This window comes from Micromonospora sp. WMMD736, from assembly GCF_049179015.1.
In the GTDB taxonomy this organism is placed as follows: Bacteria; Actinomycetota; Actinomycetes; order Mycobacteriales; family Micromonosporaceae; genus Micromonospora.
Genome location: NZ_JBMHMI010000001.1, coordinates 4,366,490 through 4,378,820, shown reverse-complemented (window position 1 = coordinate 4,378,820; position 12,331 = coordinate 4,366,490). Strand labels below are relative to the sequence as shown.

The following is a 12,331-nucleotide window of genomic DNA, read 5'->3' as shown; positions in this document are numbered from 1 at the left end:
TCTACCCCACCGCATTGGACAGGGCGGCGGCGCTGCTGCACGGATTGATGATGTGGCGGCCGCTGGACATGTGGAACGCGGGGCTCGCCTGGGCGGCGATGCGGATCTTCCTGGTCCGCTCGGGCGTCACGCTGACCATGCCGGCCAAGGAGCGGATGGCGCTCACCGACGCGTTGGCCAGCGGAGAGGTCGACTCGGTCGAGGAGTTGGCGCTGCGGCTGTCGCCGTACCTGGAGATGGCGGGCTGAGACGCGGCGAGGGCCGGGTCCCCACGGACCCGGCCCTCGACGGTGCTGCTGGTGTTTCAGCCGGTCAGCGCTCGACCTCGCCGGCGATGAACTCCTCGACGGCCTGGTGGGCGTCGTGGTCGGCGTACTGCACCGGCGGGGACTTCATGAAGTACGACGAGGCCGACAGGATCGGGCCGCCGATCTTGCGGTCCAGCGCGATCTTCGCGGCCCGGACGGCGTCGATGATGACACCGGCCGAGTTCGGCGAGTCCCACACCTCGAGCTTCAGCTCGGCGTTGAGCGGGGTGTCGCCGAAGGAACGACCCTCCAGGCGGATGTACGCCCACTTGCGGTCGTCCAGCCACGGCACGTGGTCCGACGGGCCGATGTGCACGTCGCTCTTGCTCATCTCGTGCGGGATCTGCGAGGTGACCGACTGGGTCTTCGAGATCTTCTTCGAGACCAGGCGGTTGCGCTCCAGCATGTTCATGAAGTCCATGTTGCCGCCGAAGTTGAGCTGGTACGTGCGCAGCAGCTCGACACCGCGGTCCTCGAAGAGCTTCGCGAGCGCGCGGTGCACGATGGTGGCGCCGACCTGGCTCTTGATGTCGTCGCCGACGATCGGCAGGCCCGCGTCGGTGAACTTCTGCGCCCACTCGGGGTCGGAGGCGATGAAGACCGGCAGGGCGTTGACGAACGCGCAACCGGCGTCGATCGCGGCCTGGGCGTAGAACTTGTCGGCCTGCTCGGAGCCGACCGGCAGGTAGGAGACGACGACGTCGACCTGCGCGTCGCGCAGCGCCTGGGCCACGTCGACGGGGGTGGCGTCGGACTCCTCGACGATCTCGCGGTAGTACTGGCCCAGACCGTCGAAGGTCGGGCCGCGCTGCACGGACACGCCGGTCGGCGGCACGTCACAGAGCTTGATGGTGTTGTTCTCGCTGGCGACGATCGCCTCCGCGAGGTCCATGCCCACCTTCTTGGCGTCGACGTCGAACGCCGCGACGAACTGAACGTCAGAGACGTGGTAGTCGCCGAAGGTGACGTGCATGAGACCCGGGACGCGGTCGTTCGGGTCGGCGTTGCGGTAGTACTCGACGCCCTGAACCAGGGACGAGGCGCAGTTACCCACACCGACGATGGCGACGCGGACGGAGCCCATAGCGTCTGCCTCCTTCTTTTCTGTCACGGCCGCTCTTTCCTGGTCTCTCCAGGCGGAGGCGGGCTGTTGTCTTCTCGTCGGCCACCGGCTGTCCCCAGGTGCGGGACCGTCGGGGCTCGGCCGGAGCGCTCGTTGGCGATGAGCTCCTCCAGCCAGCGGACCTCACGCTCACAGGCGTCAAGGCCGTGGCGCTGCAGTTCCAAGGTGTAAGCGTCGAGGCGCTCGGCCGCCCGGCCCAGCACGTCGCGAAGGCCTTCACGACGTTCCTCGATCTTGCGGCGGCGACCCTCCAGGATGCGCAGGCGGGTCGCCTGGTCGGTCCGGGCGAAGAACGCGAAGTGCACACCGAAACCCGTATCGTCGTACGTCTCGGGCCCGGCCTGTGCGATGAGCTGGGCGAAGCGTTCCTTGCCCTCCGCGGTGATTTTGTAGACCACCCGACCTCGTCGGCTGGTCAGCGCGGGAACCTCCTCGGCGGTGGCGGGTGTCTCGGCGGCTTCGGTGATCCAGCCCGCCGCCTGCAACCTCCGCAGGGTCGGGTAGAGCGAGCCGTAGCTGATCGCCGCCCGGATCGCGCCGAGTTTGGCGGTCAGCTCCTTGCGCAGCTCATAGCCGTGCATCGGAGACTCCTGCAGGAGGCCGAGGATGGCGAATTCGAGCACTGGCCACCCTCTCCATACCCTCCGGCGCGGAGCGATAACCGCCGCGATGTATCGGACCGATACATCGCACGTTAGCGGCTGCCGCCGGCCAGGGCAAACCCCCGTTCCGGGATGTTGTCGTCACTCATCGTGACCGTGGTCGCCTCGCCGGGCCGGACCGCGTACCCTTCACCGCATGCGTACGCAGCGCCAGATCGTCGACTACTCGCTTCAGAAGCGAGCAGTGCTGCGTGAGCTGATGGCCAGCCGCATCGGTACCTACGACGTGTGTGACGCGTCGCCGTACCTGAAGAACGCTGCACGGTTCCACGGCGAGCCGACCGAGCTGCGCTGCCCCATCTGTCGCAGCGAGAATCTGACTCTGGTCCACTACATTTACGGGGACGAGCTCAAGCAGTCCGCCGGACAGGCCCGGACACTGGCCGAGTTGCCCGTGCTGGCGATGACGCTACGTGAGTTCCAGGTCTTCGTGGTGGAGGTGTGCCTCGGCTGTGACTGGAACCATCTCGTCGAGCAGTACCTGCTCGGTCGGGACGGTCTCACTGGCGACGGCGACGGCGTTGGCGCTGACGAGCAGGACGCCGTGGCCGCCGAGGGCGTGGGTCGGCGGAGGCGAGAGGCGCAACGGTGATCTCAGCGGGTTGGACGGCTCCGGGGTTGAGGACATGACCCGGTACTGCCGACCACTCGTTGGTCCGATTAGCCCCATTGATTCGGCAATGACCCTGGCGAACCGGCACCCGCGTGCCGGCGGTCCGGGTGAAGCAACTCACGGCAACCCGGTGGCGGCGCTGTCGCGTCCCACCGCGACCGGCAGGGTGTGAAGAATGAACTCGTACGGCGATCCCAGCTCCGCGCGCGGTCGGGCCCAGTACCCGGGCCCGGACGGTGACCCCGGACCGGGCGCGGACGACGCGTACCGCAGACCCGGCGGTGACTCCCGCGCGGGCGGATGGTCCTCCACGGAGCCCGCGACGCCCCCTGGTCGGGCCTCGGTGACACCGAGAGCCGCCGGTGGTCGCGCGTCGGTCGGCGGCTCGGCCTCCGTGCCGCCCCCCGGCACTGCCGCCGGATCCGCCTCGGTGGGCTCGGCGACGCCCGGCCGCAGCGGTCGCGCGTCGGTGCCCGTGTCCCCCGCACCCGGTGCGGCCACGGGCCGGGCCGGTGCCGGTCGGGCGTCCGTTCCGGTGTCACCGGCGCCGGGAGCGCCCGCCGGTCGGGCTCGGGTCGGCACCGCCGCCGTCGGCGCGGCTTCCGCCGGGCGGGCCAGCGTCGGCTCTGCGTCGGTGGGTGGCCGTGCCGCGGTCGCCCGGGCGAGCGTCTCGCCGGTCTCCGGCGGGCCGGGTGGTCCCGGCGGCCCCGGTGGACCGAACGGGCCCGGTCGCGGTGGTCGGGGCGGTCGTGGCGCAGGTGACCCGGCCGCGGCGGCCCGGGCCAAGAAGCGCAAGCGGATGAACCTGCTGATCGCCGGGTTCGCCGTCTTCATCATGCTCGCCGGTGTCGGCGTGGTGGGGTTCACCTACTACTCGACTAACGTGGTCATGCCCGAGGAACTGCCGCTGCCGCTGTCCACCACCGTGTACGCCAAGGACGGCAAGACGACGCTCGCCAGGCTGGGCAGCGAGAACCGCACCTTCGTCACCATCAGCCAGATTCCGGAGCACGTGCAGCACGCGGTGGCGGCAGCCGAGGACCGGAACTTCTACCGGCACTCGGGCGTCGACTACAAGGGCATCGTCCGTGCCGCCTGGAACAACGTCTCCAACGGTGACAAGCAGGGCGCGTCGACGATCACCCAGCAGTACGCGCGCAACGCGTTCGAGAATCTCCAGGACGACACGTACGGCCGCAAGGTGAAGGAGGCCATCCTCGCCTCCAAGCTGAACGACGCGTACAGCAAGCCGGAGATCATGCAGCACTACCTCAACGTCATCTACTTCGGACGCGGCGCGTACGGCATCGAGGCGGCGGCGCAGACGTACTTCGGCAAGCCGGCGCTCAAGCTGACCCCCGCCGAGGGCGCGGTCCTGGCCGCGCTGATCAAGCAGCCGGTGGCGACCGACACGCACAAGGGTTACGACCCGGCGGTCAACCCGACCGACGCGAAGACCCGGTGGGACTACGTGATCGACGGGATGAAGAAGGAGAAGTGGCTGGACCCGGCCGCCCCGATCGAATACCCGAAGGTGCTACCGCCGAAGAAGGGCGGTAACGGCTTCGGCGTCGACAGCCCTCGCGGCAACGTCATCAACTACGTCCGTCAGGAGATGGACGCGATGGGCCTCTGCTCCGACACCGGCGCGGAGGGCAAGACGAGCTGCGTCGACGCGCTGCGGGACGGCGGCTACCGAATCACCACGACCATCGATCCGAAGCTCCAGACGGCCGCCGAGAACGTCGCCATGCAGTCGAAGAAGGGCTCGGAGCTCAACGACCAGCCCAAGAACCTGATGGCGGCCGTTGTCTCGATCGACCCGAAGAAGGGCCGCGTGCTCGCCTACTACGGCGGTGACAGTGGCGCCGACTTCGACTACGCCGGCAAGAACACCGACAAGAACGGCGACCTGGCCGGTGGTCACGCGCCGGGTTCGTCGATGAAGGTCTACACCCTGGCCGCCGCCATCGAGGCGGGCATCTCGGTGAAGTCGCACTGGGACCCCACGCCGTACAAGCCCGAGGGTTCCAAGGTCGCGATCGGTAACGCCGGCCGGACCAACCTCAAGTGCGGCAAGTACTGCACCCTCGAAGAGTCGACGATCCAGTCGTACAACGTGCCCTTCTACTGGGTCACCAAGGAGATCGGCGCCGAGAAGGTGGTCGACATGGCCCGCAAGGCCGGCGTGACCACCATGTGGGGCGTCGACCCGCCGCAGGCGTTCGACCTGTCGAAGAAGGGGCCCAACCCGTTCGACAACTACACCGGTTTCGGCAAGTACCCGCTCACCGTGTTCGACCACGCGAACGCGATGGCGACGTTCGCCAACGACGGCAAGTACATCAAGGCGCACTTCGTCATCAAGGTGGAGCAGCAGGACAAGGACACCGGCAAGTGGAAGGTCGTCGGCAGCGAGCGCATCAAGCCGGAGCAGCGGATCGACAAGAAGATCACCGACGAGGTCACCGCGGTCCTGAAGCAGATCCCCGCGCCCAACAAGCTCTCGCTGGAAGACGGCCGCCAAGCCGCCGCGAAGACGGGCACCTGGGAGTACAACAGCGAGGACAACGCGCACGCCTGGACGGTCGGCTACACCCCGCAGATCGCCACGGCCGTCTGGGTGGGCAGTCGGGACATCAAGAAGCCCGAGATCCGGCTCGCGAGTGGTAAGCCCATCGGCGGTTCGACCCTTCCCGGCCCCATCTGGGAGAAGTACATGAACATCGCCCTCAAGGGGCAGGAGAAGATCCCCCTGCCCACCGTCACCGGTGAGGGCGACATCACCAAGGGCAACGGCAAGGAGCCGGCCGCGCCACCACCGCCGCCACCGGGTCAGCCGGGTCAGCCGTGTGACCCGTTGACCAATCCGTTCTGCCCACGAAACGACGGCAACCCCGGGGGTACCAACCCGGGTGGGCCGGGCGGTCCCGGTGGGCCCGGTGGCCCGAACCGTTAGCCGCTACCCGACCTGCCACTGAGCACCCTGGAACAAGCGCCACGACGCACCCGCCGCCGCCGGCCGGACGACCTGTCCGGCCGGCGGTCGACGTAGCGGCACCCGACGATCGTCGCTTGTCGACCCGGTGGGTTGTTGGCCCGGCGGGCAGACGAGTACATGACGCACCGCTGCGAGTACGGCAGGATGCCTCTCTATGAGCACCCAGTCGACGCCCGGCATCGACGACGCCGGAACCACTGACCACCCGTCCCGCTCCGACGGGTTCGTCCGCGGCCTCTCCGGCGCCATCGGCGGGCCGCTGGGCGACCACGCGACGGCGCTGGACCGTCCCGCGGGGCAGGAACGCCGATTCTGGACCGCCGTCCGGATCGTCCTGGCGCTGGCCTGCCTCACGCTGGCGCTGCACTGGGTGCAGAAATCCCCGTGTCAGGACGGCGCCTGGCAGAACAACGTCCAGTACAACCGGTTCTGCTACACGGACGTCCTCGCCCTCTACTACGCCGAGGGTCTCAACGAGGGCAAGGTGCCCTACCGGGACCACCCGGTGGAGTACCCGGTGCTCACCGGCTACTTCATGGGCGCCCTCGGCCTGCCGGTGCACGCGATCGGCGACGGGGACCCGAGCATCAACCAGGGCCAGTGGTTCTACAACCTCAACGCGCTCGTGCTGGGCGCGCTCGCCGTGGCCACCGTCGCGGTGATCCTCGCGTTGCGTCGCCGACGACCCTGGGACGCCGCCCTGTTCGCGCTCGCCCCGGCGTTGCTGCTCACCGCCACCGTCAACTGGGACCTGCTCGCCATCGGGTTGGCGGCGTTCGGTCTGTTGGCCTGGGCCCGGCGACAACCGGTGGTGGCCGGCGTGCTGCTCGGGTTGGCGGGCGCGGCGAAACTCTGGCCGCTGTTCGTGCTGGGGCCGATCCTCATCCTGGCGCTGCGTGCCAATCGGATCCGCGCCGCGCTCAGCACGCTCGGCGCGGCGGTGGTGGCCGTGGTGCTGGTGAACCTGCCCGCCTACCGGGCCAACCCGGACAACTGGGGGCGGTTCTTCGAGCTGAACACCACTCGGCCGATCGACTGGGGCACGCTCTGGTACATCGGGCGCTACCTCGACGGCAAGGTCGGCAACGACCCCGGCGAGCAGGGCCCGTTCGAATGGTTGAACACCAACATCCCGACCCTGAACACCATCTCGTACGCCCTGTTCGGGCTGGCCTGCATCGGCGTGGCCGTACTGGCGCTGCGGGCCCCGCGCCGGCCGCGGCTCGCCCAGCTCGCCTTCCTGGTGGTCGCCGCGTTCCTCATCTTCAGCAAGGTCTGGTCCCAGCAGTTCGTGCTCTGGATGCTGCCACTGGTGGTGCTGGCCCGACCGAAGTGGGGTGCCTTCCTGGCCTGGCAACTCGCCGAGGTCTGCTACTTCGTGGCCTTCTACGGCGAGCTGCTGGGCGCGGCGACCAGCCGTCCCGTCTTCCCCGAAGGGGTGTTCGTGCTGGCCTCGACGCTGCGGCTGGCGACCGTGGTCATCCTGTGCGTGTTCGTCGTCCGGGAGATCCTGCACCCCGAGCAGGACGCGGTACGCGCCACCTACGCCGACGACCCGGACGGCGGCGTCCTGGACGGCGCACCGGACGCACCCTGGCTGGACCGCTGGCGCCGCCCCGCGACCAAACCCGAACCCGAAACCACCGCCGCCACGGCCTGATCCCAGGACCTGACGCGCCGGAGCCACGTCAGGTTTGCGGGGGAGCCCGCCCGGCGCAGGGATCAAGCCTGACCGCCCGGAGCCGGGCGGGCTCCCCCGCAAACCGCCCGAGAGGCGAGCACGTCAGAGCCGATACACCACGGCGTCGCCGACCTCCTGGCGCGTGATGCCGAGCGACTCGACCGGCGCGTCGATGGTGATCTCCCACGGCGTGCCGGGCACCTCGTCGCGCAGCAGCACCACCGTCCGCACGCCGTACGTCCGCAGGTAGTTGACGCTGTTCTGATCGGGGAACGACTGGCTGGCCCGGCGGAGATCGTCGAGCTGCCGGGGCGTGAAGCCGCTGCCGCCGTTCGCCACGTCCGGGAATCCGCTCGTCGACCAGAGCATCACGTGCTGGTCGAGGCCCTGGTCGCTGGGGAGCACGAGCAGCGGGCCCTCCGCCGAGCGCATCGCGGCGGGCTGCCTCGGCACCACCGGATGGGGGGTGGTGTTCAATCCTTCGACGGTGACCAGCAGCAGGGGCAGCAGCGTGGCGATCCGCAGCCACGGCCCGGGCCAGGACGGCACCCGCTGCGCGGCCAGCTCCCGGACCCGGTCAGTGAGGGCGGTGACCGCCCCCGCCGCGAGCAGCGCGAGCAGCAGCGTGACCCAGAGCATCAACCGGCCGGGGGTACGCAGCGCGTTCCAGCCCGGTACGTGCTCGAACAGCGGCACGTAGGTGAAGGTGCCGTCGAAGAAGCGGGTGCCCATTGCGAACACCATCGTGACCAGCACACCGACGAGCAGGAACAGCCGGTGTCGTAGCCGCCAGACCGAGAAGAACAGCCCGCCGAACGCCAGCGCGTAGAGCACGAAGCCCGGCAGCAGTGTCATCTCCGCATGGAACGGCAGCGCCGCGCGGGCACCTTCGTGCAACCCACCCCAGATCCGCGACTCGGCGGGCGCGGTCACGAAGCCGGACGCCGGCGGCGAGAAGATGGAGATGTCGCCGACGCTCCGCTCGGCGTACGGGTGCAGCTCGGTCACCTGGAAGTACGGGAACGCCATCAGCGCGCCCACCCCGGCGAAGAAGACCCCGCCGACCAGGTCCGCCACGAGCAGCCGGCGGCCGAACGGCAGGGTACGACCGGACCGTAGCCACCTCACTCCGAACAGCACGGCGGCGACCAGCGCGGCGACGGCCAGGAAGTACGCGAACGGTAGGCCGATGCCGAAGCCGAGGCTGATCTGCCAGGCCGCCACCAGCCACCCGCCGTACACCCAGCCGTCGTGCCGTCGTTCGGGCCGGTAGCCGTGGCGCAGTGACCAGCCGTGCCCCCGCGCGAGCATCGCGAGGGCGAGCGGGATGCCTCCGTTGGAGAGCACGTGCAGGTGCCCGGCCTGGGCGAGCAGCCACGGCGCGTAGGCGTAGCCGACCCCGGCGACGGCGGCACCGATCCGGCCGGCCCCGAGCTGCCGGGCCAGGGCGTACGCGCCAAGCGTGGCCAGGGCATGCGCCAGCACGAACATGATGTTGTAGCGCAGCACCGCGTCCTCGGGGCCGCTGCCGAGCATTCCGGCCGGGGCATAGCCGAGCAGCGTGTCGGAGAACGCGAAGCTCCACAGCTCCGGGAAGAACGTGTTCGACTGCCACAGGCGGGCCGGGTCGGCCAGCAGGATGTGGCCGGACCAGGCCATCTGCCACGCCTGGAGGCTCGGGTCCCAGGTGTCCTGCGGCAGGGTGTAGCGCGGGTAACGCAGCGTCGGCCAGGTCATCAGCACGGCCAACGCCAACGAGGCGAGGGCCGCCAGGGTCCACTCGTGTACCAGGAACCGGCCCACCGGGCGGGCGGCCCGGATGAGCCAGCTGGGCCGGGGCTCCGGCGCCGAGGCGAACGCCTCCCAGCGGTCGGACTCGACCGGCTTGGCCTCGTCGGTCGCCTTCCCGTCCCTGGCGGTGGCGGCCTCGGCGTCGTCGGCTTTCTGCTCACCGTCGCTCGTCGTACCGACGCTCTCGGCCTTGTCGGCCTTCACCGCGCCGGCCTCGGCGCGACCGTTCCTGCCGGGGGCACCCGTGGCGGCCGTGTCGGCGGTGTCCGGGTCGGCCTGCTCGTCGGCGGCGTCCTTGGCGGCCGTGCCGGCGGTATTCACGCCGGCCTGCTCGTCGACGGTCTCCTTCGCGGTCGTGCCGGCACCCTTGCGGGCCGTCCGCTGCGCCGGATCGTCGCGGGTCGTGCCGTTCGTGGTCCCGGCCGAGGCGGCCGGCGTGTCACCGGTGGGCGGCGCGGCCGGTCGGATGGGTCCGTCGCCGGTGGACGCGGGCCGAGCCTTCCCCGGCTTGGACTGGCCGGTCGTCATGCTGCCGGGCGCTCCGTCGGAAGTTGCTGGCGCAGGAAGTCGATGTCGGCGGCCTGGCCCGCGACGCCGCCCGGGGTCTCGACGACCACCGGTGCCCCGGCTGCGCGGATCACCGCCACCACCAGCTCCGGGTCGATCGTCCCGCCGCCGAGGTTGTCGTGCCGGTCCTGGCCCGAGTTGAACGCGCCCTTGGAGTTGTTGGCGTGCACCAGGTCGATCCGGCCGGTGATCGCCTTGACCCGGTCGACGAGGCCGAGTAGCTCCTCACCACCGGCGTACGCGTGGCAGGTGTCCAGGCAGAAGCCGACCTCGTAGTCGCCGATCGCGTCCCAGAGCCGGGCCAGCGCGTCCAGTCGGCGGGCGCATGCGTTGTCGCCGCCGGCCGTGTTCTCGATGAGGACCGGCACGCCGAACCCGCCGGAGTCGGCCGCGTACGCGAAGGTCTTGCGCCAGTTGTCGAAGCCGACCGCCAGGTCGTCTCCGGCGTTGACGTGCCCACCGTGAACGATCAGTCCCTTGGCGCCGATCTCGGCCGCCGCGGTCGCGTGCCCGAGCAGCAGCTTGCGACTGGGGATCCGGATGCGGTTGTTGAGGGTCGCCACATTGATGACGTACGGCGCGTGCACGTAGAGGTCGACCTCGGTGGCGCGTAGCCGCTCGGCGTCCTCCCGAGGCTTGGGTGCCTTCCATCCCTGCGGGTCGGAGAGGAAGAACTGCACGGTGTCGGCGGACCGTGCGGCTGCCTCCGCCAGCGGGTCGGTCGAATCGACGTGGGCTCCGATACGCATGGCAGCGAGCCTACGTCGGGAGCACGGCGGGCGTGCTGACGGTCGGCGCGATGTCGTCACTCCGGCCGTCGGACGATCGTTGAGGGGATGGGATCAGACGAGCGGGGCCCGGGGCGGGGCGCGACGAGGCGCCGGGACACGGCCACCGGGTGTTCGTCGGCCCGACAGCGAGGTCACCCCTGCGGCGCGGCCCGGCGTCGCGGGGGGAGACCCCTCGTCGTCCCAGAACGGCACGGTTGCAGAATCTCGGAAATTTCTGCCTTTTCCCCCAACAAGGGACGAGAGCCGTTGTATCGTCAGATAACAACACGATAAAGCTCCGCGGGGCGTCTCCGGTCCAACCTCATCGGTGTGGTCGTTCCTCCCCAGGTCCCACCCAAGGAATGCGGACGGGACGCTCCGCGGCCTCGTTGACGGGGGCTCGCCACCGACCAGTGACGGTCGGGGGCGGGCCCCCGTCGGCATGACCGCGACGTCGACCCGGCCACCCCGGGCATGATCGTCCGGACCGGGTATCCTGGTCAGGTTGTCCGCGTCCGGCCGGGTTCCCCCGGCACGTGCGGGCAGCGACGCACGACCTCCTGCCACGGAAGGACCGTGGCCGCTTAGCCCACAGGAGGTGAGCACGTCTTGCGTCATTACGAGATCATGGTGATCCTCGACCCCAGCCTCGAGGAGCGCACCGTCGCCCCGTCGCTCGACACGTACCTGAACGTGATTCGGACCGCGGGTGGCTCGGTTGAGAAGACGGACGTGTGGGGCCGGCGGCGCCTCGCGTTCGAGATCAACAAAAAGGCCGAGGGCATCTACGCCGTCGTCGACCTGCAGGCCACGCCTGCTGCCGTGGCCGAGCTGGACCGTCAGCTCCGGCTGAACGAGTCCGTGCTGCGCACCAAGGTCATCCGGCCGGAGATGCGCTAAGCATTCTGTCCGGCATTCAACCCGGTTCGCCCGGATCAGCCTCCGCGACTCTGTCGTACGGCTCTGAGAGCCTGTACGACGAGACGCTGAGTGCGCGAGGAGATGGTCATGGCAGGAGACACCACCATCACGGTCATCGGCAATCTGACCGATGACCCCGAGTTGCGGTTCACCCCCTCCGGGGCTGCGGTCGCCAAGTTCCGTGTCGCCTCGACGCCCCGATTCATGGACAAGGCGTCGGGCGAGTGGAAGGACGGCGAGCCGCTGTTCCTCGCTTGCACCGTCTGGCGGCAGGCCGCCGAGCACGTCGCCGAGTCACTGCAGCGCGGCGCTCGGGTGATCGTCTCGGGCCGGCTGCGTCAGCGGTCCTACGAGACCCGCGAGGGTGAGAAGCGCACCGTCATCGAGCTTGAGGTCGACGAGATCGGCCCGTCGCTGCGCTACGCCACGGCGAAGGTGCAGAAGATGTCCCGCTCCGGCGGCGGTGGCGGCGGCTTCGGTGGCGGCGGCGGTGGTGGCCAGGGTGGCGGCGGAGGCAACTTCGACGACCCCTGGGCTTCGGCCGCACCCTCTCCCGCGCGTGCCGGTTCGGGCGGCAACTTCGACGAGGAGCCTCCGTTCTAATGGCGCCGAGCGCCCGCGATCGCAAACCAGGAGCAAGGTCAATGGCCAAGGCTGCGGCACTTCGCAAGCCGAAGAAGAAGGTGAACCCGCTCGACAAGGACGGGATCACCTACATCGATTACAAGGACACGGCGCTGCTGCGCAAGTTCATCTCCGACCGCGGCAAGATCCGCGCTCGGCGGGTCACCGGCGTGACCTCGCAGCAGCAGCGGCAGATCGCCCGCGCGGTCAAGAACGCCCGCGAGATGGCGCTCCTGCCGTACACCGCAACGGCCCGCTGAGAGGAGGCAC

At 69.7% G+C, this 12,331-nt stretch carries 10 protein-coding genes and 1 pseudogene; 7 read left to right on the top strand and 4 right to left on the bottom strand.

Going from position 1 to position 12,331, the window contains the following annotated elements; translation table 11 throughout:
* Positions 1-14 precede the first annotated feature (14 nt).
* Positions 15-248 carry a hypothetical protein gene (locus ACN269_RS19640; protein WP_421473795.1) on the top strand — a complete coding sequence of 78 codons (234 nt, stop codon included), beginning with the start codon at positions 15-17 and terminating at the stop codon, positions 246-248.
* Between the two features lie 64 nt (positions 249-312).
* Here the strand turns inward: ACN269_RS19640 and ACN269_RS19635 are convergent, their stop codons facing one another.
* Together ACN269_RS19635 and ACN269_RS19630 are read right to left on the bottom strand one after the other, a co-directional pair.
* Positions 313-1,392 (bottom strand): inositol-3-phosphate synthase, encoded by a 1,080-nt coding sequence (locus tag ACN269_RS19635; protein WP_355048595.1) that lies wholly within the window; start codon positions 1,390-1,392, stop codon positions 313-315.
* Positions 1,393-1,415: 23 nt separating this feature from the next.
* Positions 1,416-2,054 (bottom strand): PadR family transcriptional regulator, encoded by a 639-nt coding sequence (locus ACN269_RS19630; protein ID WP_355048596.1) that lies wholly within the window; start codon positions 2,052-2,054, stop codon positions 1,416-1,418.
* Positions 2,055-2,229: 175 nt separating this feature from the next.
* On the opposite strand from ACN269_RS19630, the gene ACN269_RS19625 reads away from it, so the two are divergent.
* From ACN269_RS19625 to ACN269_RS19615, 3 genes and pseudogenes are all read left to right on the top strand, one after another.
* Entirely contained in the window at positions 2,230-2,685 is a 456-nt protein-coding gene (locus ACN269_RS19625) for a DUF5318 domain-containing protein (protein ID WP_421473794.1), read from the top strand.
* Positions 2,686-2,881: 196 nt separating this feature from the next.
* Positions 2,882-5,659 (top strand): annotated as a pseudogene (locus ACN269_RS19620) (transglycosylase domain-containing protein); the annotation flags it as partial.
* Between the two features lie 202 nt (positions 5,660-5,861).
* Positions 5,862-7,367, top strand: a complete 1,506-nt coding sequence (locus tag ACN269_RS19615; protein WP_421473793.1) for a glycosyltransferase family 87 protein — start codon at positions 5,862-5,864, stop codon at positions 7,365-7,367.
* Positions 7,368-7,490: 123 nt separating this feature from the next.
* On the opposite strand, the gene ACN269_RS19610 is transcribed toward ACN269_RS19615, so the two are convergent.
* Together ACN269_RS19610 and ACN269_RS19605 are read right to left on the bottom strand one after the other, a co-directional pair.
* Positions 7,491-9,707, bottom strand: a complete 2,217-nt coding sequence (locus ACN269_RS19610; RefSeq protein WP_421473792.1) for a hypothetical protein — start codon at positions 9,705-9,707, stop codon at positions 7,491-7,493.
* Complete coding sequence (locus ACN269_RS19605; protein WP_421473791.1) at positions 9,704-10,495, bottom strand: deoxyribonuclease IV; 792 nt, start codon at positions 10,493-10,495, stop codon at positions 9,704-9,706. Before ACN269_RS19605 ends, ACN269_RS19610 begins: the two co-directional genes overlap by 4 nt.
* Positions 10,496-11,125: 630 nt before the next feature.
* Between ACN269_RS19605 and rpsF the strand changes: the two genes are divergently transcribed.
* From rpsF to rpsR, 3 genes are all read left to right on the top strand, one after another.
* Positions 11,126-11,416 (top strand): 30S ribosomal protein S6, encoded by a 291-nt coding sequence (gene rpsF, locus ACN269_RS19600; RefSeq protein ID WP_007453836.1) that lies wholly within the window; start codon positions 11,126-11,128, stop codon positions 11,414-11,416.
* A 90-nt stretch (positions 11,417-11,506) separates the two neighbouring features.
* Complete coding sequence (locus ACN269_RS19595; protein ID WP_421473790.1) at positions 11,507-12,040, top strand: single-stranded DNA-binding protein; 534 nt, start codon at positions 11,507-11,509, stop codon at positions 12,038-12,040.
* A gap of 41 nt (positions 12,041-12,081) precedes the next feature.
* On the top strand, positions 12,082-12,321 hold the full coding sequence (gene rpsR / locus ACN269_RS19590) for a 30S ribosomal protein S18 (protein WP_007073789.1): 240 nt from the start codon (positions 12,082-12,084) through the stop codon (positions 12,319-12,321).
* The last annotated feature ends 10 nt before the right edge of the window (positions 12,322-12,331 follow it).

Coding starts and splice junctions, on each gene's coding strand:
- ACN269_RS19635 (WP_355048595.1), bottom strand. CDS start 1,392: ATGGGCTCCGTCCGCGTCGCCATCGTCGGTGTGGGTAACTGCGCCTCG.
- ACN269_RS19625 (WP_421473794.1), top strand. CDS start 2,230: ATGCGTACGCAGCGCCAGATCGTCGACTACTCGCTTCAGAAGCGAGCA.
- ACN269_RS19615 (WP_421473793.1), top strand. CDS start 5,862: ATGAGCACCCAGTCGACGCCCGGCATCGACGACGCCGGAACCACTGAC.
- ACN269_RS19610 (WP_421473792.1), bottom strand. CDS start 9,707: ATGACGACCGGCCAGTCCAAGCCGGGGAAGGCTCGGCCCGCGTCCACC.
- ACN269_RS19605 (WP_421473791.1), bottom strand. CDS start 10,495: ATGCGTATCGGAGCCCACGTCGATTCGACCGACCCGCTGGCGGAGGCA.
- rpsR (WP_007073789.1), top strand. CDS start 12,082: ATGGCCAAGGCTGCGGCACTTCGCAAGCCGAAGAAGAAGGTGAACCCG.